Here is a 19,177-nt window from a genome sequence, read left to right as displayed (position 1 = left end):
GATATTCTCGCGATGGAGGCCTGACCGGGAATCGAACCCGGGTGCAAGGATTTGCAGTCCTCTGCGTCACCACTCCGCCATCAGGCCATTGAGTCTCGAAATCGAAACCCGAACCATCGCGAGGGGCGTCAGCTATCAGATCGGATTGTCGGCTGCAACGCACGGACCTATAAGCGCCGCAGATTTCTTCGCTTTAGTTGAACTTAAGGACCTCGGAACATGGATTTCGCCGCTGCGCGCAAGGTCATGGTGGACTCACAGGTCCGCGTGAACGACGTCACGGACCGTGACCTGCAAGCCGCCATGGGCGCTGTCGAGCGCGAGCGATTCTGCGCCGCTGAGCGCGCCTTCGCCGCCTATGCCGACATCGAACCCGAAATCACGGGCGACCGTCAGCTGATGCTGCCGCGCGATCTGGCCAAGCTGCTGCAGGCCGTGGACGCCCGTTCAGGCGAAACAGCGCTGGTCATGGCCGGGCCCTACGCCGCCGCCGTTCTGGCGCGCATGGGTCTGACGGTCACGGCCCAGGAGTCGGACGCGGCGGTGTTCGAGGTTGCGGGCGCGGCCCTGGCCGATGAGGGCGTTTCGACCGTGGTGGCCCCGCTGAGCGAGCCGCAGGGCGAAGGCTACGACCTGATCGTCAGCGAAGCGGCTGTGCCGGAGCGTCCCGAATCCTGGCTGGCGACGTTGCGTCCGGGCGGTCGCCTGGCCGTGGTCGAGCGTGCGGGTCCTGTGGGCAAGGCTGTGCTATATGTACGCGGTCGGGACGGCGTTTCGCGGCGAGAACTTTTCGATGCGATGCCGCCGGTTCTGGCTGAACTGATTCGTACCCCCGCCTTCGCTTTGTAGGTTTGCGGGCAGGGCGACGGAGTTCAACGTCGTCAGCGTGAAAAAATCTTAACTGGCGTAAAGCGAGGCTTGCCTCCAACTACGCCGTTCAAGGCACCACAGGCGCCCTCGTCGGGGGTGTCAGGCAGGAACAGGTTCATGTTGAAACGCTCGCGCGCGCTCGCTTCGGTCGCTCTCGTCACTCTCGTCATGGGAGCCGGTGCGGCGCCCGCGTGGGCGGAGACCCTGCAGGATGCGATCGGCCTGGCCTATCGCACCAATCCGACGCTGCTGGCCCAGCGCGCCAACCAGCGGGCGCTGGACGAGACCATCGTTCAGGCCCGTTCGGGGCTGCGCCCGACCATTAGCGCCTCGGCAGGCGTCGACTACAGCCGCACCCGCGCCGATCGCGTGACGACCGCAGGACAGTCGATTCCGATCGACACCAACGGCGACAGCATCCCGGACGCTTTCGGCGTGCTGCCCGGCGGAACGACTGGCGGCACGACGGAAAGCGACGGCGCCACCGCCAGCATCAGCCTGTCGCAGAATATCTGGACCGCCGGCCGCACGGCGCGCGGGATCGACGCCGCCGAGGCCAATGTCCGGGCGGGTCGTGAAAACCTGCGCGAAGTCGAGCAGCAGGTGATGGCCTCGGTTATTCAGGCCTATGCCGACGTGGTGCGGGACATGGAGATCCTGCGCATCCGTCAGGAGAACATCACCGTCCTGCGTCGCCAACTGGACGAATCCAACGCCCGCTTCGAAGTGGGCGAGATCACGCGCACCGACGTGGCCCAGTCCGAAGCGCGTCTGGCCCAGTCTGACGCCGATCTGGCCAACGCCCAGGCGCAACTGTCGGTGTCGCGCGCGGCCTATGCCGCCGTGGTGGGCCAGGCGCCCGCCAATATGGAAACCCTGCCGGTCCTGCCGGGTCTGCCCAGCGACTTCGATGCGGCTCTGGACGTGGCTCTGGTTGAGAATCCGGGCGTGCGGGCCGCCGCCTACGCTCTTCAGGCGGCTGAAGCCAACGTAGCCGCCGCTCGCGCAGAATATCTTCCGTCGGCGCGATTGCAGGCCTCCTATGGCGGCACGGCGAACGACCTGTCGGGCTTCGACCTGACCGACCGCACCAACTTCACCGCCGGCGCGACGGTGTCGGTGCCGCTGTTCACCGGCGGGCTGAACCGTTCGCGGGTGGCCCAGGCGCTTGAGCGCGCCAACGCCGCCCAGATCGGCGTCGAGGGCGAGCGTCGCGGCGTGTTGCAGAGCGTCAGCTCGGCCTATGCCCAGACTGTCGCCGCGAAATCCACGCTGCAAGCTGGCGAGCAGGCCGTTCGCGCGGCATCGGTCGCCGCCGAGGGCGTGCGTCAGGAAGCTCAGGTGGGCCTGCGCACCACCCTGGATGTGCTGAACCAGGAGCTGGAGCTGCGCTCGGCTCAGGTGACGCTGGCCAGCGCCCGGCGCAATCAGTACGTGGCCCAGGCTCAGCTGCTGGCCGCCATGGGGCGTCTGGGCGGGCCGAACCTGGACCCGACGATCGCCGCCTATGACGCCGAGGCCAACTATTCGTCCGTGCGCAATCGTGGCGGTCTGCCGTGGGACGGCGTGGTCGAGGCGCTGGATCGCGTGGCATCGCCTTCGATCCAGCCCGCAGCCGACGTCGAGGACGCCCCGATCGACGCCCAGCTGAAGAGCGAAATCGTCCGCACGGCGCCCGGCAACTAAGACCGGATTAGCCTGACAGGCGAAAAACGTCCGTTGATTCCGACGGTCGTTGGTGCGACGACAGGACAGGGGGAGGGCGAGTCTGCTTGTCCAGCCCCTGACCGTCGCGCGCCATTCGGCGCCTGTCGGCGGTCCCCAAGGTTAAGCCCCGCTCGCCCAAGGTTCTGCCATGACCGACCAGACCGCCCAAGAACCGACGATGGAAGAGATTCTGGCGTCGATTCGCCGGATCATCTCTGAAGACGACGCCCCGGCGGAAACCGCCGCCGCTGCGCCGGAGCCGGTCGTTGAGATCGCGCCCGAGCCGGAACCCATCTTCCCGGCTGCGGCCGAAGCGCCTGCGCTGGTCGAAGAAGAAGTTCTGGAACTGACTGAGCGCTATGAGGCGCCCGCGGCGGAATCGATCGGCGATCTGGAGGTCGCCGACGTGGCCCCGTTCCCAGCCGCCGCCGAGCCGGTTGCAGCACCCGTTTACGATTCCCTGGTCGGCGAAAGCGCCGCCGCGAGCGCCGCCTCGGCCTTCGCCGGTCTGGCCGCCACCTTCCAGAAGCCGGAAGCCCCGGTCGCCGCGCCGCAGGATATGCCCTTCGTCAGCGGCAATACGGTCGAGGCCATGGTCCAGGCCATGCTGCGCCCGATGCTGAAGGAGTGGCTGGACGCCAACCTGCCGGGCATCGTCGAGGCCCAGGTACGCAAGGAAGTAGAACGCATCGCCCGCAACGCCGGCTAGCCCTTCGCTTCACCAGACACTAAGTCATTGAGGGCGGCTCCGGCGGGGCCGCCCTTTTGCTTTTGAAGAAACCCACCCCTCATGCAGCGACGCACCGCGTGCGGAGCGGTAGGGACCTAAAGAGAAGACCCATGCTCGAGAAGACTTTCGAACCCCAGGCCGCCGAACCGCGTCTTTATGCCCAGTGGGAAGAGAGCGGCCTGTTCAAGCCGCGCGACGCCAAGGCCACGGATGGCGCGGCCGACGCCTATTCGATCGTCATCCCGCCGCCGAACGTGACGGGCTCGCTGCACATCGGCCACGCGCTGAACAATACGCTGCAGGACATCCTGGCCCGCTATCACCGGATGAAGGGCAAGGCCGTGCTGTGGCTGCCCGGCACGGACCACGCCGGCATCGCGACGCAGATGGTGGTCGAGCGTCAGCTGGCGGCTGCGGGTGCGCCGGGACGCCGCGACATGGGCCGCGACGCCTTTATCGAGAAGGTCTGGGAGTGGAAGGCGGAATCGGGCGGCACCATCGTGCGCCAGCTGCGCCGCCTGGGCGCGTCGTGCGACTGGTCGCGCGAACGCTTCACCCTGGACGAGGGGCTGAACGCCGCCGTCCGCAAGGTCTTCGTCAAGCTGCATCAGGACGGTCTGATCTATCGCGACAAGCGTCTGGTGAACTGGGATCCGCATTTCCAGACCGCCATTTCCGATCTGGAAGTCGAGCAGCGCGAGCAGGACGGCCACTACTGGCACTTCGCCTATCCGCTGGCTGATGGCGTGACCTATGAGCACCCGGTCGCCTTCGACGAGGACGGCAAGGCCACGGAGTTCGAGACGCGCGGCTTCATCGTCGTGGCCACCACGCGTCCCGAGACCATGCTGGGCGACACCGGTGTGGCGGTTCACCCCGAGGACGAGCGGTACGCGGGTCTGGTCGGTAAGGAAGTCATCCTGCCGATCACCGGCCGTCGCATCCCCATCGTCGCCGACGACTACGCCGATCCGACCAAGGGGTCGGGCGCGGTGAAGATCACCCCGGCGCACGACTTCAACGACTTCGGCGTCGGCAAGCGGGCCGGCCTGGCCGCGCTGAACGTGATGGACGCCTTCGCGCGCATCACCAACGAGGACGTGCCGGAAATCCCCGCCGATCTGGTCGGCCTGGACCGCTTCGCCGCGCGCAAGGCCATCGTCGCCCGCGCCGAGGAAGAGAACTGGCTGCGCGAGATCGAAAAGACCAGGCACGTGGTCCCGCACGGCGACCGCTCGGGCGTGGTCATCGAGCCGTGGTTGACGGACCAGTGGTACGTTGACGCTCATACACTCGCTCAACCAGCGCTGAAGGCGGTGGAGCAGGGCGACACGGTCTTCGAGCCCAAGAGCTACGAGAAGATCTATTTCGAATGGCTGCGCAACATCGAGCCCTGGTGTATCTCGCGTCAGTTGTGGTGGGGCCACCGCATTCCGGCCTGGTATGACGCTGACGGCCAGATCTACGTCGCCGAAACCGAGGAAGAGGCCATCGCCCAGGCGGGCGGCAAGGCCCTGACGCAGGACGAGGATGTTCTGGACACCTGGTTCAGCTCGGCCCTGTGGCCCTTCTCGACCATGGGCTGGCCCGAGAAGACCGAGGATCTGCAGCGCTTCTATCCGACCAGCGATCTGGTGACGGCGGCGGACATCATCTTCTTCTGGGTCGCCCGGATGATGATGATGGGCCAGCACTTCATGGGCGAGGTCCCGTTCAAGCGCGTTATCATCAATGGTCTGGTCCGCGACGAGAAGGGCCAGAAGATGTCGAAGTCCAAGGGCAACGTCATCGACCCCCTGGGCATCATCGACGAGCTGGGCGCCGACCCGCTGCGCTTCACCATGGCCATCCTGTCGGGCACGCGCGACATCAAGTTGTCGAAGCAGCGCATTGAAGGCTATCGCAATTTCGGCACCAAGCTGTGGAACGCCGCCCGCTTCAGCCAGATGAACGAGGCCAAGCGCGTCGAGGGCTTTGATCCCGCGACCGTCGAGCAGACCATCAACCGCTGGATCCGCGGCGAGCTGACCAAGGCCGAGCGCGCCGTGTCGGAAGCCATCGAGGGCGGTCGTTTCGACGACGCCGCCAGCGGCCTGTACCGCTTCGTCTGGAACGTCTTCTGCGACTGGTATCTGGAACTGGCCAAGCCGGTGTTCAACGGCGCCGATGAAGCGGCCAAGGCCGAGACGCGGGCTATGACGGCCTGGACCATCGACCAGACGCTGAAGCTGCTGCACCCGGTCATGCCCTACATCACCGAAGAACTGTGGGCTGAACTGGGCAAGGAAGGCCCGGCCCGCGACGGCCTGCTGATCGGCGCGGAATGGCCGGTGCTGCCGGACGCCTTTATTGACGCCTCGTCTGAGGCCGAGATCGGCTGGCTGGTCGATCTGGTCGGTGAAATCCGCGCACTGCGGGCCGAGATGAACGTGCCGCCGTCGGCCAAGCCGCCGCTGGCCTTCGTCGCGCCCGACGCCGTGACCGCCGAGCGGATTGCGCGGCACCGCGACCTGATCCTGACCCTGGGCCGCGTGTCCGAGGTTAACTCGGCCGAGGCCGCGCCCGCCGGGGCCGTGACCTTCGTCTCGGGCTCCACGACGGCGGCGCTGTCGCTGGCCGGGATCATCGACCTGACCGCCGAACGCGCGCGTCTGGAGAAGGAGATCGCCGTCTTTGAGAGCGACATCGGCCACGTGAACAAGAAGCTGGGCAATCCCAACTTCGTGTCGCGCGCCGCGCCGGAAGTCGTCGATGAGCAGCGCGCCAAGCTGGCCGAGGCCGAAGAGGGCAAGGTCAAGCTGCAGGCGGCGCTGGCCCGTCTGGATGCGATGGCCGGCGCATGAGGAAGGTCCGTCTGGACCAACTGTTGGTCACGCGGGGCCTGTCGGAAAGCCGGTCCAAGGCCAAGGCGGCCATTGAGGCGGGCGGCGTCACCGTGGACGGCGCGCCCGCCAAGTCGGCCTCGCAGTCGGTCAGTGACGACGTCGAGATCGGCTATGCCGCCGCCCACCGCTGGGTGGGACGCGGTGCGCTGAAGCTGGAACACGCGCTGGACCTGTGGCCGGTCGCGGTCGAGGGACGGACGGTTCTGGATGTCGGCGCCTCGACCGGCGGCTTTACCGAGGTCTGCCTGGATCGGGGCGCGCCGCAGGTCTTTGCGGTGGATGTCGGCTTCGGCCAGATGCACCCGAAGGTCGCCGCCGATCCGCGCGTGGTCAATCTGGAGCGGACGGATGCGCGCGATCTGACCACTGCGACCGTTACCGAAGCGCCGTCGCTGATCGTCTGCGACGTCAGCTTCATCGGCCTGTCCAAGGTGCTGTTGACGGCTCTGGACCTGGCGACGCCGGACGCGGACCTGATCACCCTGGTCAAGCCGCAGTTCGAAGGAGCGGGTCCTCAGGACGCGGGCAAGAAGGGCGTGGTCAAGGACCCCGAGGCTCATGCCGCGGCGGTCGACAGCGTCCGGGCGTGGCTGGAATTGGTCGGCTGGACCGTTCGTGAAACGACCGAAAGCCCCATCACTGGCGGTGACGGCAATATCGAGTTCCTGATGTGGGCGCGGCGAACCTGATCCCCAAATAATAGAGGGCCGCCGGATAACCGGCGGCCCTCTTCACGTCGTCGATCGACAGGGGGGCTGAAACTTAATCGACGACGCGATAGCGGCCGTTCTGGTCGGGGCAGGTGCGCACGTAGCGCGTTTCGCTGCGACCGTCGGGCAGACGAATGACGCTCTCGGCGAGGCGGCATTGGTCGTTGTTCTGATTCTGATAGCGATAGTCCGGGGCGGGCTGGGTGTAGCCCTGGTCGTACTCGCGATAGTCTCGGCCATAGTTGTCGTCGTAGCGACGGTCATAGCCCGAGTTGTCGTAGCCGTATGCCGGGGGGACATAGGTTCCGCCATAGGGCTGGCTGTAGCCCGAGTTCGACCGATAACGGCTGTCGCAGTTGGCGGAGCTGTTGCCCACGCCGGCGCCGATAGCCGCGCCGAGCACGCCGCCCAGGACGCTGCCCTCGGTGCGACGGCCACGCGCCGCCAACTGCGAGCCGGCCACGGCGCCAAGGGTGGCGCCGAGCACGCCGCCGGTCGTCGCGCGGTTCCGCGCATCGCCGACGCAGGGGTCATAGCGACCCTGCGAGCCGTAGCTGTTGTAGGCGGGCGGGTAGCCGTAGCCATAGGTCTGGGCGCTGACGACGCCCGGAGCCATGAGCGAACCGGCCACAGCGAGGGCGGCGACAGCAGCGGCGGATGCTTTTTTGGACAGATGACCGATCATCGTTCGTGTTCCTGTGACAGATCCCGAAGCTGAACGGCTTCGCTACGCTGTCTGTTGCATCGAGAAATAGGGGGGCGAAGCTGAACGGCTTTTGATCGTGTCGTTCATCTTCGTTCAGGTTTCAGATTTGGCGCGAGAGCGGGTAGAAGCCGCGCCATGACGCAAACGCTGACAATCGCCCGCATGGGCCACCAGGGCGACGGGATCGCCGAAACCCCCAATGGCCTCGTCTTCGTGCCGGGCGCCCTGCCGGGCGAGGTGATCTCGGCCGAGGTCAAGGACGGACGGGCCGAGCAGTTCGACCTGCTCGAACCCAGCCCTGACCGTCGCCCGATCCATTCCGAGACCTATGCTGAATGCGGCGTCGCGCCGATGCAGCATTGGGCGGACGAGCCGTATCTGGCGTGGAAGCGCGACGTCGTGATCCAGACGCTGGCGCGTGAAGGTATCGAAACCGAAGTCGAGGCGACCGTGGCCGTGCCGCAAGCGAGCCGCCGCCGTCTGGCGCTGCATGCGCGCAGCGGCCCGGGCGGGCGCGTCCTGCTGGGCTTCAAGGCGCGGCGGTCGTGGCGGCTGGTCGAACTGACCGACTGCCCTGTGTCTGATCCGGCGCTGATCGCCGCCCTGCCGGGTCTGGCCAAGGTGGCGGCGCCTTTCCTGGGGCATCCAAAGTCGGCGCCGACCCTGCATGTCACCCTGACTGACACCGGGCTGGATGTGGACGTGACCGGCGTCGAGAAGAAGTCGGGCGGACTGACGGCGGACGTGAAGGCGCGGGCCATCGCGGCGGCGCATGAGGCCGATCTGGCGCGGCTCAGCCTGGATGGCGACACCCTGGTGATGGCGCGTCAGCCGCGCATCACCTTTGGCCGGGCGACCGTGCCCCTGCCGCCCGCCGCCTTCCTGCAAGCCGCGCCAGCCGCTGAGGCGGCCATGGTCAGCCGGGCGGTGGAAGCGGTGAGGGGGGCCAAGAAGGTCGCTGACCTGTTCTGCGGCGCCGGCACCTTCACCTTCCCTCTGGCCGAAGTGGCCAGCGTCATCGCCGCGGATTCGTCGGCAGCGTCGATCGCCGCCCTGAAGGCGGGCGTGTCCACGGCCCAGGGGCTGAAGACCATCGACGCCCAGGCGCGTGACCTGTTCCGTCGGCCGCTGTCGCCCTTCGATCTGAAAGGCTGCGACGCCATTGTGTTTGACCCGCCCCGCGCCGGGGCTCTGGAGCAGACCCAGCAACTGCCGGGCACCAAGGCCAGCGTCGTCGTAGGCGTATCCTGCAATCCCCAGACCTTCGCCCGTGACGCCCGCATCCTGATCGACGCTGGTTTCCGGCTGGAGAAGGTAACGCCCATCGACCAGTTTCTGTGGTCGACCCACGTTGAATTGGTCGGCGTCTTCCGGCGCTGATCGCAGATCTGCTTCTGGGGGCGACGCCGGCTGCGCGCAGAGGGCCTTGCGAAGAGGTTCTGGGCAAGTCATTTGCAAGGCGTCCGTCACGTGGCTGGTCGTCGCGGGCTGGCAGCCTCATAGAGTGGTTCATGGCCAACTGGCGGCAGGTCGCCTGACGATAGGGATGCCCCTGACTTGATCGAGCAATATGGATGGTCCGATCCGCTGGCGGCGGCCTTTGCGCCGCATGCGCGAGCGGGCCACACGCCCGGACGGATCGTGCTGCAGCAGCGCGACGGCTATCTGGTCGTCACGGGTGCGGGCGAGGTGCGCGCCAAGGCGTCCGGGCGGCTTCTGCACGAGGCCAAGGAGCTGGGCCACCCCGCGGTGGGCGACTGGGTGGCGCTGTCGCAGAACCCGCACGAACGCACGGCCACCATCCACGCCATCCTGCCGCGCCGCACCGCCTTTGTGCGCCGGGCGGCGCACAGCACGCGCGGCCTGCAGATCATCGCCGCCAATATCGACGTGGCCTTTATCGTCACCTCGATGAACGCCGACCTTAATCCGCGTCGGATCCAGCGCTATCTCGCCGCCGCCTGGCAGAGCGGGGCGCGGCCCGTGGTGGTGCTGACCAAGTCCGACCTCAGCGACGACCCTCAGGCCGTGGCCGACGAACTGGCCGCCCAGATCGCCGCCCTGGAGACCGGCTGTCCGGTCCTGTTGGTCTCTGCGCGGGAGGGCGTGGGGCTGGAGGCCCTGCTGTCCGAGGTCAAGCCGGGCGAGACCTGCGTGCTGATCGGGTCGTCGGGTGTCGGCAAGTCGACCCTGGTCAATGCCTTCCTGAATGAAGATCGGATGGCGACCCAGGCTATTCGCGAGTCCGACGACCAGGGACGCCACACCACCAGTCACCGTGAGCTGATCCGGTTGCCCGGCGGCGGCATGATCGTGGACACGCCCGGCATCCGCGAAGTGGGTCTGATCGACGCCGACGAGGGGGTCAGCGCCGCGTTCGACGACATCGAAAACCTGCCGCAGAACTGCAAGTTCAGCGACTGCAGCCACGCCAACGAGCCGGGCTGCGCCGTACGCGCTGCGCTGGAAGGCGGAACACTGGACCCTGACCGCTGGGCGCATTTCCAGAAGCTGAAGCTGGAGCTGGCGGCAGCAGACGAGAAGGCGGATCGATTGGCCAAGGACGTCGAGCGCCGTCGTCTGGCGGGGCTGCAGAAACACTACCGCGCCACCAAGCGCAATGACCGGGGCTCGCGGGACTAATCGACCGCGATCACCGGATCGTTTGCCGAAATCAGGCGGCATCGGTCGGCAAACGGGTTAGGGGTGGGGCTCCACCCCCAAGAGAGATGACCATGCCTGCTTATACAATCGTCACCACCAGCGCGACCGAAGGCAGCGAGGCGGCCGAGGTCAACACGTTGACGGACGACTTCGCCAACGAGAGCGAAGCCGTAGGCTATTCGCGCCGCATGGCCGAAGAGATGATCGGCATGGCCGGCCAGCTGTTGCTGGACTTCGACTACAGCAATGTCAGCCTCTATGACGGCGACCTGCTGGAAGAAGATCTTGAGCCCGAACACGCCGCCTTCATCGGCATGTGGGTGTTGGATCTTGAGGGCGCCGCCTTCGTCTCCGCCGAGGAATACCGGGCCGAAGAAACCGAGGCCGAGCCCGCGTAACCGTGGGTTTGACGCCGGTTCGTCGCCTTCCAGGCGATGACCGGCGCTGCCACGGCGTGGAGCCCGATGGCGCCCTGTTTTGTGGCGTGCCGAGCGGCGGCGTTCGTCTTGCAGCAAGGGGTGGAAGGCTGATCACGCCTGCAAACGTTGGGTATTTTAATACCGTTTAATATAAATCGTTTTAAATCAATGCTTTGACCTGAAATGGTGTCGGGAACTGGTGTTGACCTGCTGTGGATGACCCTCTATCAGCACGCCTTCCGCTCATTCCTGCCTTGGGATGAGCCGCACCGTTCGTCTTTCAGGACCCTCAATATGCTGAAGAGCACTACGGCTTCGATGAAGCCGGCAGAGGTCGAAAAGAAGTGGATCCACATCGACGCCGAAGGCGTCGTGGTGGGCCGTCTTGCGACCTTCATCGCCAACCGTCTGCGCGGCAAGCACCTGCCGACCTACACCCCGCACGTTGACATGGGCGACTACGTCATCGTCACCAACGTCGACAAGGTGGTGTTCACCGGCAAGAAGAACACCGACAAGGTCTACTATCGCCACACCGGCCACCCGGGCGGCATCAAGCAGACGACCCCGGAGAAGGTCCTGAACGGCCGCTTCCCCGAGCGCGTGCTCGAGAAGGCCGTTGAGCGCATGCTGCCGAAGGAAAGCCCGCTGGCTCGCAAGCAGATGACGCACCTGCGTCTGTTCGCCGGCGCCGCCCACGAGCATGAAGCCCAACAGCCGCTGACCATCGACTTCAAGTCGGCGTCGCCCAAGAACACCCGGAGCGCCTGAGCATGACCGACGTGACTGCTGAAGCCACCGGCTTCGACGCCCTGAAGAGCCTGGGCACCGTCGAAAACGACGCCCCCGTCTATGAGCAAAAGCTGGACGCGCAAGGCCGCGCCTATTCGACCGGCAAGCGCAAGAACGCGATCGCTCGCGTCTGGATCAAACCGGGCACCGGCAAGATCACCATCAACGGCAAGGACCAGGAAGTTTACTTCGCTCGTCCCGTCCTGCGCATGATGATCGCCCAGCCGCTGACCGTTTCGGACCGCGCCACGCAATACGACGTGATCTGCACCGTCGAAGGTTCGGGCCTGTCGGGTCAAGCCGGCGCCATCCGCCACGGCCTGTCGCACGCTCTGACTCACTTTGAGCCGGAACTGCGCAAGGTCCTGAAGCCGCACGGCTTCCTGACCCGCGACAGCCGCGTCGTCGAGCGCAAGAAGTACGGCCGCGCCAAGGCACGCCGCAGCTTCCAGTTCTCGAAGCGCTAATCGCTTTCAGGCGATTTGGATTTGGGGCGCTTCGGGGAAACCCGGAGCGCCCTTTTTCTGTCCGAAAACAGGACCAGACCGACGACATGACCCACACCATCTTCATCGACGGCGAGGCCGGGACCACGGGGCTGGAGATCCGCGAGCGTCTGGAGGCGCGCACGGATCTTGAGCTGATCCTGCTGGGCGACCGTCGGCGCGACGTCGCGGCGCGGCGCGAGGCGCTGAACAGCGCCGATGCGGTCATCCTGTGTCTGCCTGACGATGCGGCCAAGGAGGCCGTGTCGATGATCGAGAACCCCAGCGTGCGGGTCATCGACGCCTCGACGGCGTTCCGGGTCGATCCGGCCTGGACCTATGGTTTCGCCGAGATGGACGCGGGTCAGCGCGCGGCCATCGCCGCCTCGACGCGGGTGTCTAACCCCGGCTGCTATCCGACGGGCTTCATCGGCCTGATGCGGCCGCTGGTGCGGGCGGGTCTGGTGCCGACCGGGCATGCGGTCACGGTCAATGCTGTGTCGGGCTATTCCGGCGGCGGCAAGGCGATGATCGCCGAGTTCGAGGCCGAGGGAGCATCGACCGCCTTCCGCGCCTATGGCCTGACGCTGAAGCACAAGCACGTGCCGGAGATGACCCTGCACACGGGTCTGTCGCGCAACGTCCTGTTCGCGCCCGCCGTCGGCGCCTATCGCCAGGGGATGCTGGTCGAGGTTCCGCTGCACCTTTCGGTCCTGCCGGAAACGCCCTCGGTCGAGCGGCTGCACGGCGCGCTGCTAGAGGCTTATGACGGTCAGCGCTTCGTCGAGGTCGCCGACCTGGATGAAACCGAGGCCATGACCGGCATCGAGCCGGAGGCCCTGAACGGCACCAACCGGATGAGGCTGCACGTCTTTGGCGACCGGGGAGGGGAGCAGGCGCGTTTGGTCGCCCTGCTCGACAACCTGGGCAAGGGCGCCTCGGGCGCGGCGGTGCAGAACCTGAACATCATGCTGGGTCTGGACGAAGCTACGAGCCTGGTCTGAACCAAAAGCGTCAGGCCACCGTATAGGGGGGCATGGACGCTGTATTCGATCGCCGATCCGTGCTGCTGGGCGGCGTCGCTGTCGCCTTGAGCGGCTGTGCGCCCGAGGCGGCGGACGCTTCGGAAGGGCAGTGGGCGACTTCACCGTTTCGCCGGATCAGCGACGCGGAGTGGCGGCGGCGGCTGGGCGACGCCTCGTGGCGGGTTCTGCGGCATGAGGGCACCGAGCAGCCCTTCAGCAGCCGTTTGAACGACGAGCGTCGGCGCGGGGTCTTTGTCTGCAAGGGCTGCGCTTTGCCGCTGTTCCAGTCGGCGTGGAAGTATGACAGCGGCACCGGCTGGCCGAGCTTCTTCCGCGTCATCGAGGTCAATATCGGGACCAAGACCGACCGCCGAATCGGCATCCCCAGGACCGAGTATCACTGCGCCCGCTGCCTGGGGCATCAGGGGCATCTGTTCATGGACGGGCCGCCGCCGACCGGGCGGCGCTACTGCAACAACGGCGCGGCGCTGACCTTTCGGCCGGCCTGACGCAGCTCAGGGGACGAGGCGGGGAGCCAGTTCCGGGGCGACGGCGATCAGGTCGCGGGCGACCAGAGCGGCGATGACGGCGGCGCCTTCGAGGCCGAGGTGAGTATAGTCGAAATCATCGACATGGCGACCATGCGCGGTCGCGGTCGCGGTCGCGGTCGCGGGCGGGGGTGAGGCGGGCGGCGTCGGGGGCGTGTTTCCGGCGAGCAGGGCAGGCGCGAAGTCTGGCGGCGGGGCGCCGGGGGATAGACGCGCGGCGTCCAGCGCGCCGAGGCGCTGGACCAGTTCGGCGCTGCTGGCGTTCAGGTCGATCAAGGGCGTGTTTGTCTCTGAGGCGACGGCGCGAATGGCGTCGGCCCAGGGGACGAGGGTGTTTTGAAGCTGACCGCTCTTGAAGTGGCGGCGGGTCAGCGGCGTCAGCAGGACCGGTCGAGCGCCGCGAGCGCGGGTTTCGGCCACATAGACGCGCAGGTTGGCGGGGAACTGGGTCGCCAGGTCTGTGGAACTGCGCTTGCCGGGCTGATCGTTGTGGCCGAACTGGATCAGCACCCAGACCGACTGATAGCCGGGCGTCGCCATCTCGTTCAGCGCCAGATCCCACGAGCCCTCGGCGCGATAGGTCGAGGTGCTGCGCCCCTGACGGCCAAGGTTGACGCAGGCCAGGGCCGACAGGACGTGCTGGCCGCAGAAGGCGCCGCCCCAGCCGCTGCCGACCGCCGTGGTGGAATCGCCGACCAGTATGATCTTGTCGGCCTGGATCGGCGTGTCCTGAGCGGAGGCCGCGTCGGCGGCCAGCATGAGGCCGGCCAGGGCCCCGACGACCAGACGCCTCATCCCGCCTGACGAGCCTTGAGCGCAGATTCCACGGTCACGCCGAACCACAGGCTGGCGATGATGACCAGCAGACCGTAGTCGTGGCCGGGCCAGAAGACGGGAATGGCCGCCGACATGATCACCATCATGGGAAACAGACTGGCCCAGGCGGCGGTCGAGGCGGCGTCTGAATGGATCATCGGCGGGCGAGCCCAGCCCATCTTCCGGGCGAGAAGGGCGTTCAGCGGGATGAAGGCGACGACCACCACCAGGACGATGATCCCGTATTTCAACGCACCGCCCGGCTGGCCGAAGACGCTGGCCGTCAGGATCAGCAGCAGCAGGGCGATGCCGGTCGTGATGGCCAGCAGCAGGTTGGGTTCGATACGCTTCAAGACTTTACTTTCACATAGGCGCCGGGCGCGGGCTCGAGGGGTTTGAGCGGGCCGGTCTTGGGGTCACGCGCCGGGATCTGATCGCCCGACTTTTCATGCAGCCAGGCGGACCAGTGGGTCCACCAACTGCCTGGATGCTGTTCCGCCTCCGCTTGCCAGTCCGCGAGCGTGTCGGGAAGGGCGGGGTTGGTCCAGTGCTGGTATTTGTTGGCGCTGGGCGGGTTGATGACCCCGGCGATATGGCCTGATCCGGCGAGGGTGTAGGTCACCTGCCCGCCGAACAGGCGCGCCGAGCGATAGACCGAGTTCATCGGCGCGATGTGGTCCTCGCGGCTTGCCTGGAAGTAGAGGGGAATGGTCACCTTCGACAGGTCGATGCGCTGGCCGCCAATCTCGAACTCGCCCTTTGCCAGGGCGTTGTGGCCGTACATCTGGCGCAGGTAGTCGAGATGCAGGCGCTTGGGCATCCGCGTCTGGTCAGCGTTCCAGAACAGTAGGTCAAAGGCCGCCGGCGCCTTGCCCATCAGATAGTTGGACACGAAGAAGGACCAGATCAGGTCGTTGGCGCGCAGGGCGTTGAAGGTGTCGGCCATGGCGGCGCCGGGCAGGACCCCGCCGGCGGCGTCCATTTGCTGTTCGATCTCGGCCAGCCAGTGTTCGTCGGTGAACAGCAGCAGATCGCCGGCCTCGGCGAAGTCATGCTGGGCGGCGAAGAAGGTGGCCGAGGCGACGCGGGCGTCCTTGCGCGCCGCCATATGGGCCAGGGCCGCGCCGAGCAGGGTGCCGCCGATGCAGTAGCCGACGGCGTTCAGCTGTTTCTGGCCGGTCTGTTCCAGCGTTTTTTCGATTGCGCGATAGATGCCCTTGTTCAGGTACTCTTCGAAGCCGAACTCGGCCTTGTCCTGATCCGGGTTGACCCAGGAGCAGACGAATACGGTGAAGCCCTGAGCCGACAGCCAGCGGATCAGCGAGTTCGCCGGCTGCAGGTCCATGATATAGAACTTGTTGATCCACGGCGGGATGATCAGCAACGGTATCGCGTGCTGGGCGTCCGTCGCGGCGTCGAACTGGATCAGTTCGAACAGCTCGTCGCGCCAGATCACCTGGCCGGGGGCGGTGGCGACGTTTTCGCCCACCTTGAACTGGCCGTAGTCGGCCTGACTGATCTTCAGCTTGCCGGCGCCGCGCTCCAGATCGGCGGCGAAGTTCTGCATTCCCTTGACCAGCGACTCGCCACCCGTCTCGGCCAGGGCCTTCAGCGCGGCGGGGTTGGAGGCCAGGAAGTTGGCGGGCGAGAAGGCGTCGGTCAGCAGTTTGGTGAAGAACTCGGCCTTGCGCTTCACGCGCGGATCGACGTCCTCGACGCTGGAGACCAGGCCGTTCATCCATTCCGACGTGACCAGATAGGATTGGCGCATGACGTCGAAGACGGGGTTTTCGCTCCAGGCCGGGTCGCGGAATCGCTTGTCTGTGGAAGGGGCGGGGGCGACCTCTTCGTCCATGGCGCGGCGCGAGGTGCTGGACCACAGGTCCATGTAGCGGCCGAACAGGTCGGCCTGGGCCTGGAACAGCTTTTCCGGGCGGGCGGCGAGGCTGGTCATGACCGAGGTCATGGCCGGGGCGACGTTGAACGGATCAGGCGACAGGGCGGCGGGACGGTCGGCTTGCGACAGGGCGGCCTCGGCGATGGCCGACTGGGCCGTCATGGCCGCCTTGGCCAGGTTCAGCGACAGGGTTTCCAGCAGATGGCGCTGATCGGCGCCGAAGGCGAAGGGATCGGCGGTCTCGGGTTGAGGCGGAGGCGCGGCCTCAGTCGGGGCTGCGGCGGGTGATTCGGTGGCGAGCGCGGGCTTAGCAGCCTTCTTCGGGCGGGGTTTGGCCGAGGTCGGGCGGCCCGATTTGCGTGGCGTGGCGGCGACCGCCAGCGGGGCGGGGGGAGCCTTGGTCGGGCGCTTGGCCATGGGCGAACCTCCGGAACCGGCGCGCGTGCGGCCGCGAGCCTTCCTCCGGGATCGATGATGGCATATGACCGGGGGTGAGATGAACGTGTTCCTGTCGAAAAAGACGATCCTGCCGGCGATGACCGGTCTGTTGTTGCTTACGGGCGGCTGTGTCGGCTCGTTTGACCCGGAGACGGACGCCACGTCGCCGTTGGCGCCGCGCATTCAGGAACTGGTCGAATCCCATCGGGAGTACCCGCGCTGGGCCGATTTCCCAGCCGCGCCGACGGACCTGCCGCAACCGGCCCAGGTGGCGGCCAATGTTCAGGCGCTGAACGCCGACAGCGGCGCTCTTGCCGGTCAGGTGGCGAAGATCGACTGGACCTTGGACAGGGATCCGACGGCCTTTATCGAATCGATCCGGCAACGCTTCGACCCGGTCAAGATGGCCCCCATCGGCGCCCAGACGCCGGAGGAGGTCGAGGCCTTCGCCGCAGCCTTACGTCGCCGCGCCGCTTCGCCGCCGCCGATCGACCGCCCGCGTCCCTGAAAGCACACCCTGTCGTCTGGCCAATGTCGTTTGGCCGACAGAATCCCGGAATGATGTTCGGGCCAATAAGGATTGCCCATGGCTGACGGTGGAAACGCTCCCGCCTTCCTCGACGTGTCGCGCTCGCTGTCGGGCCGTGCCTGGCGTCAGCGTCCGGCTGATGCGGGTACTATTCGAGCCCATATGCAGGCGCTCGATCTGGATGAGCCAATGGCGCGGGCCCTGGCCGCACGCGGCGTGGCGGCGGATCAGGGCGAGAACTTTTTGAGGCCCACACTTCGGGCCCTGTTCCCCGATCCGTCCAGCTTCATGGATATGGACACGGCGGCGACCGCCATCATCGACGCGCTTCAGGCCGGCAGCAGCATCCATGTCTTCGCCGACTACGACGTGGACGGGGCGTCCAGTGCGGCGCTGTTGGTGCGCTGGTTCCGCACGCTGGGCGCGGAACTGCCCATCTATGTCCCCGACCGTCTGACCGAGGGCTATGGCCCCAGCGCGCGGGCGTTCGATACGCTGAAATCGCGCGGCGCCGATCTGGTCATCACCGTCGATTGCGGGGCAGCGGCCAACGAGGCTGTGGCCCACGCCTCGGCCATCGGGCTGAACGTCGTGGTCATCGACCATCACATGATGCGCGAGGAGCCGCCGGCCTGTCTGGCTGTGGTCAATCCGAACCGGCCGGGCTGCAACTCGGGGCAGGGCAACCTGGCGGCGGCAGGGGTGGTTTTCGTCCTGCTGGCGGCGCTGAATCGTGAGGCGCGGGCGAGGAACCTGTTCGAGGGCAAGGCCGAGCCGGATATCCGCCAGTGGCTGGATCTGGCCGCCATGGGCGCCATCTGCGACGTGACCGGCCTGACGGGCTTCAACCGGGCCCTGACCAGTTTGGGACTCAAGGTCATGTCGGATTGGAAAAATCCGGGTCTGAAGGCCCTGCTGGCCGCCGCCGGGGCCGAGCCGGGACCGGCCAAGTCCAATCATGCGGGCTTTATCCTGGGCCCGCGCATCAATGCCGGCGGGCGGATCGGCAAGTCGGATCTGGGGGCGCGTCTGCTGTCCACCGACTTTGCCGACGAGGCGCGGGCGCTGGCGCAGGAACTGGACGCCCTCAACATCGCCCGGCGCGAGGTCGAGGCCCAGGTGACCGAACAGGCGGTGCGCCGGGTCGAGGCGACGGGCGCGCACGCGGACGAGTCGGCCTTGGTCGTCGTCTCGGGCGAGGACTGGCACCCCGGCGTGGTCGGCATCGTGGCCGGGCGTCTGCGCGAACGCTGGAGAAAGCCGGTGGTGGTGATCGGCGTCGACGCCATCAATGGTCTGGGCAAGGGTTCAGGTCGGTCGCAGCCGGGCATGAACCTGGGCCGCGCGGTGCAGGCGGCGTGGAACGAGGGCGTGCTGATCGCCGGGGGCGGGCACGCCATGGCGGCGGGCCTGACGGTGGCGGCTGATCGCATCGACGAACTGAGGGCCTTCCTCAATGATCGGCTGTCGGGCGAGCGGGCCGAGGCCGTAGCCCAGGACTGGGTCGAGGTGGACGCGCTGATCGACCCGAGCGCGGCGACGCGCGATCTGTTCGAGGCCTTCGAGCAACTGGCCCCCTATGGCCCGGCCAATCCCGAGCCCTTGTTCGCCCTGCAGGGCGTGCAGGCGCGCGAGCCGGTGGCGATGAACGGCGGTCATGTGCGGTGCCGTCTGGTCGGTGCGGACGGGGCCTCGGTGCGGGCGATCGCCTGGCGTTGCGCCGATCTGCCCAGCGGCAAGGCGCTGCTGGCGGGGCAGGGCGGGCTGAACCTGGTCGGGCGTCTCAAGGCGGACGACTGGAACGGCCGTCGCGGCGTGCAATTCGAGATCGAGGACGTGGCCGACCCGCGCATGGTCTAGATCTCGATCGTGACCGAGCGCAGGTCTTTGAAAAAATGCACAAACTGCGCAGCAGACGCTTGCAACCGCAGAAATCGGCGGCTAATACCCGGTCCT

The 19,177-nt window shown here is 66.8% G+C and carries 18 protein-coding genes and 1 tRNA gene; 14 read left to right on the top strand and 5 right to left on the bottom strand.

Features of this window, described 5'->3' with window-relative positions; translation table 11 throughout:
• Window positions 1-13 precede the first annotated feature (13 nt).
• Window positions 14-87, bottom strand: a tRNA-Cys gene (locus tag HNP51_RS08320).
• A 132-nt stretch (window positions 88-219) separates the two neighbouring features.
• Between HNP51_RS08320 and HNP51_RS08315 the strand changes: the two genes are divergently transcribed.
• The 5 genes from HNP51_RS08315 to HNP51_RS08295 all read left to right on the top strand — a co-directional run bounded on the left by HNP51_RS08315 (window position 220) and on the right by HNP51_RS08295 (window position 6,881).
• Window positions 220-849, top strand: coding sequence for a protein-L-isoaspartate O-methyltransferase (locus HNP51_RS08315; protein ID WP_184268927.1), 630 nt, complete (start codon window positions 220-222; stop codon window positions 847-849).
• 138 nt (window positions 850-987) lie between these two features.
• Window positions 988-2,556, top strand: a complete 1,569-nt coding sequence (locus tag HNP51_RS08310) for a TolC family outer membrane protein (RefSeq protein ID WP_184268925.1) — start codon at window positions 988-990, stop codon at window positions 2,554-2,556.
• A gap of 169 nt (window positions 2,557-2,725) precedes the next feature.
• Window positions 2,726-3,286 carry a DUF2497 domain-containing protein gene (locus tag HNP51_RS08305; RefSeq protein ID WP_184268923.1) on the top strand — a complete coding sequence of 187 codons (561 nt, stop codon included), beginning with the start codon at window positions 2,726-2,728 and terminating at the stop codon, window positions 3,284-3,286.
• Between the two features lie 131 nt (window positions 3,287-3,417).
• Window positions 3,418-6,150, top strand: a complete 2,733-nt coding sequence (locus tag HNP51_RS08300) for a valine--tRNA ligase (RefSeq protein ID WP_184268921.1) — start codon at window positions 3,418-3,420, stop codon at window positions 6,148-6,150.
• Window positions 6,147-6,881, top strand: coding sequence for a TlyA family RNA methyltransferase (locus HNP51_RS08295; RefSeq protein WP_184268918.1), 735 nt, complete (start codon window positions 6,147-6,149; stop codon window positions 6,879-6,881). Before HNP51_RS08300 ends, HNP51_RS08295 begins: the two co-directional genes overlap by 4 nt.
• Window positions 6,882-6,954: 73 nt before the next feature.
• Here the strand turns inward: HNP51_RS08295 and HNP51_RS08290 are convergent, their stop codons facing one another.
• A complete protein-coding gene (locus tag HNP51_RS08290) occupies window positions 6,955-7,587 on the bottom strand; it encodes a glycine zipper 2TM domain-containing protein (protein ID WP_184268916.1) in 633 nt (210 codons plus the stop codon).
• 156 nt (window positions 7,588-7,743) lie between these two features.
• On the opposite strand from HNP51_RS08290, the gene HNP51_RS08285 reads away from it, so the two are divergent.
• The 7 genes from HNP51_RS08285 to msrB all read left to right on the top strand — a co-directional run bounded on the left by HNP51_RS08285 (window position 7,744) and on the right by msrB (window position 13,502).
• Complete coding sequence (locus HNP51_RS08285; protein ID WP_184268914.1) at window positions 7,744-8,988, top strand: class I SAM-dependent RNA methyltransferase; 1,245 nt, start codon at window positions 7,744-7,746, stop codon at window positions 8,986-8,988.
• A 261-nt stretch (window positions 8,989-9,249) separates the two neighbouring features.
• Window positions 9,250-10,251 carry a ribosome small subunit-dependent GTPase A gene (gene rsgA / locus HNP51_RS08280; protein ID WP_409360108.1) on the top strand — a complete coding sequence of 334 codons (1,002 nt, stop codon included), beginning with the start codon at window positions 9,250-9,252 and terminating at the stop codon, window positions 10,249-10,251.
• 92 nt (window positions 10,252-10,343) lie between these two features.
• Complete coding sequence (locus HNP51_RS08275; protein ID WP_184268910.1) at window positions 10,344-10,670, top strand: hypothetical protein; 327 nt, start codon at window positions 10,344-10,346, stop codon at window positions 10,668-10,670.
• A 315-nt stretch (window positions 10,671-10,985) separates the two neighbouring features.
• Window positions 10,986-11,462 carry a 50S ribosomal protein L13 gene (gene rplM / locus HNP51_RS08270; protein WP_114816264.1) on the top strand — a complete coding sequence of 159 codons (477 nt, stop codon included), beginning with the start codon at window positions 10,986-10,988 and terminating at the stop codon, window positions 11,460-11,462.
• A 2-nt stretch (window positions 11,463-11,464) separates the two neighbouring features.
• The gene (gene rpsI / locus HNP51_RS08265) at window positions 11,465-11,950 is read left to right on the top strand and encodes a 30S ribosomal protein S9 (RefSeq protein ID WP_184268909.1); all 486 of its coding nucleotides are present in this window, start codon (window positions 11,465-11,467) and stop codon (window positions 11,948-11,950) included.
• A gap of 86 nt (window positions 11,951-12,036) precedes the next feature.
• Complete coding sequence (gene argC, locus HNP51_RS08260; protein ID WP_184268906.1) at window positions 12,037-12,972, top strand: N-acetyl-gamma-glutamyl-phosphate reductase; 936 nt, start codon at window positions 12,037-12,039, stop codon at window positions 12,970-12,972.
• Between the two features lie 32 nt (window positions 12,973-13,004).
• Window positions 13,005-13,502 (top strand): peptide-methionine (R)-S-oxide reductase MsrB, encoded by a 498-nt coding sequence (msrB, locus tag HNP51_RS08255; protein WP_184268904.1) that lies wholly within the window; start codon window positions 13,005-13,007, stop codon window positions 13,500-13,502.
• Window positions 13,503-13,508: 6 nt separating this feature from the next.
• Here msrB and HNP51_RS08250 read toward each other — a convergent pair whose 3' ends face one another.
• The 3 genes from HNP51_RS08250 to phaC are packed head-to-tail and all read right to left on the bottom strand — an operon-like array spanning window position 13,509 to window position 16,671.
• A complete protein-coding gene (locus HNP51_RS08250; RefSeq protein WP_221415768.1) occupies window positions 13,509-14,336 on the bottom strand; it encodes a rhamnogalacturonan acetylesterase in 828 nt (275 codons plus the stop codon).
• Window positions 14,333-14,710 (bottom strand): hypothetical protein, encoded by a 378-nt coding sequence (locus tag HNP51_RS08245; RefSeq protein ID WP_184268902.1) that lies wholly within the window; start codon window positions 14,708-14,710, stop codon window positions 14,333-14,335. The genes HNP51_RS08250 and HNP51_RS08245 overlap by 4 nt, the downstream gene beginning before the upstream one ends.
• Window positions 14,707-16,671: a class I poly(R)-hydroxyalkanoic acid synthase gene (gene phaC / locus HNP51_RS08240; RefSeq protein WP_184268900.1), complete on the bottom strand. Its 1,965-nt coding sequence runs from the start codon at window positions 16,669-16,671 to the stop codon at window positions 14,707-14,709. The genes HNP51_RS08245 and phaC overlap by 4 nt, the downstream gene beginning before the upstream one ends.
• 79 nt (window positions 16,672-16,750) lie before the next feature.
• On the opposite strand from phaC, the gene HNP51_RS08235 reads away from it, so the two are divergent.
• Both HNP51_RS08235 and recJ read left to right on the top strand, forming a co-directional pair.
• On the top strand, window positions 16,751-17,200 hold the full coding sequence (locus tag HNP51_RS08235) for a hypothetical protein (protein WP_260398410.1): 450 nt from the start codon (window positions 16,751-16,753) through the stop codon (window positions 17,198-17,200).
• A 78-nt stretch (window positions 17,201-17,278) separates the two neighbouring features.
• Window positions 17,279-19,081, top strand: a complete 1,803-nt coding sequence (recJ, locus tag HNP51_RS08230) for a single-stranded-DNA-specific exonuclease RecJ (RefSeq protein ID WP_184268896.1) — start codon at window positions 17,279-17,281, stop codon at window positions 19,079-19,081.
• Window positions 19,082-19,177 lie beyond the last annotated feature (96 nt).

The sequence above is a fragment of the Brevundimonas bullata genome (assembly GCF_014207965.1).
GTDB lineage: Bacteria > Pseudomonadota > Alphaproteobacteria > Caulobacterales > Caulobacteraceae > Brevundimonas > Brevundimonas bullata_A.
This window is presented reverse-complemented; position numbering and strand designations above follow the sequence as displayed.

What these genes read in the sequence shown, in the direction of transcription:
- HNP51_RS08315 (WP_184268927.1), top strand. Translation starts at nt 220, where the DNA reads ATGGATTTCGCCGCTGCGCGCAAGGTCATGGTGGACTCACAGGTCCGC.
- HNP51_RS08310 (WP_184268925.1), top strand. Translation starts at nt 988, where the DNA reads ATGTTGAAACGCTCGCGCGCGCTCGCTTCGGTCGCTCTCGTCACTCTC.
- HNP51_RS08305 (WP_184268923.1), top strand. Translation starts at nt 2,726, where the DNA reads ATGACCGACCAGACCGCCCAAGAACCGACGATGGAAGAGATTCTGGCG.
- HNP51_RS08300 (WP_184268921.1), top strand. Translation starts at nt 3,418, where the DNA reads ATGCTCGAGAAGACTTTCGAACCCCAGGCCGCCGAACCGCGTCTTTAT.
- HNP51_RS08295 (WP_184268918.1), top strand. Translation starts at nt 6,147, where the DNA reads ATGAGGAAGGTCCGTCTGGACCAACTGTTGGTCACGCGGGGCCTGTCG.
- HNP51_RS08290 (WP_184268916.1), bottom strand. Translation starts at nt 7,587, where the DNA reads ATGATCGGTCATCTGTCCAAAAAAGCATCCGCCGCTGCTGTCGCCGCC.
- HNP51_RS08285 (WP_184268914.1), top strand. Translation starts at nt 7,744, where the DNA reads ATGACGCAAACGCTGACAATCGCCCGCATGGGCCACCAGGGCGACGGG.
- HNP51_RS08275 (WP_184268910.1), top strand. Translation starts at nt 10,344, where the DNA reads ATGCCTGCTTATACAATCGTCACCACCAGCGCGACCGAAGGCAGCGAG.
- rplM (WP_114816264.1), top strand. Translation starts at nt 10,986, where the DNA reads ATGCTGAAGAGCACTACGGCTTCGATGAAGCCGGCAGAGGTCGAAAAG.
- rpsI (WP_184268909.1), top strand. Translation starts at nt 11,465, where the DNA reads ATGACCGACGTGACTGCTGAAGCCACCGGCTTCGACGCCCTGAAGAGC.
- argC (WP_184268906.1), top strand. Translation starts at nt 12,037, where the DNA reads ATGACCCACACCATCTTCATCGACGGCGAGGCCGGGACCACGGGGCTG.
- msrB (WP_184268904.1), top strand. Translation starts at nt 13,005, where the DNA reads ATGGACGCTGTATTCGATCGCCGATCCGTGCTGCTGGGCGGCGTCGCT.
- HNP51_RS08250 (WP_221415768.1), bottom strand. Translation starts at nt 14,336, where the DNA reads ATGAGGCGTCTGGTCGTCGGGGCCCTGGCCGGCCTCATGCTGGCCGCC.
- phaC (WP_184268900.1), bottom strand. Translation starts at nt 16,671, where the DNA reads ATGGCCAAGCGCCCGACCAAGGCTCCCCCCGCCCCGCTGGCGGTCGCC.
- HNP51_RS08235 (WP_260398410.1), top strand. Translation starts at nt 16,751, where the DNA reads ATGAACGTGTTCCTGTCGAAAAAGACGATCCTGCCGGCGATGACCGGT.
- recJ (WP_184268896.1), top strand. Translation starts at nt 17,279, where the DNA reads ATGGCTGACGGTGGAAACGCTCCCGCCTTCCTCGACGTGTCGCGCTCG.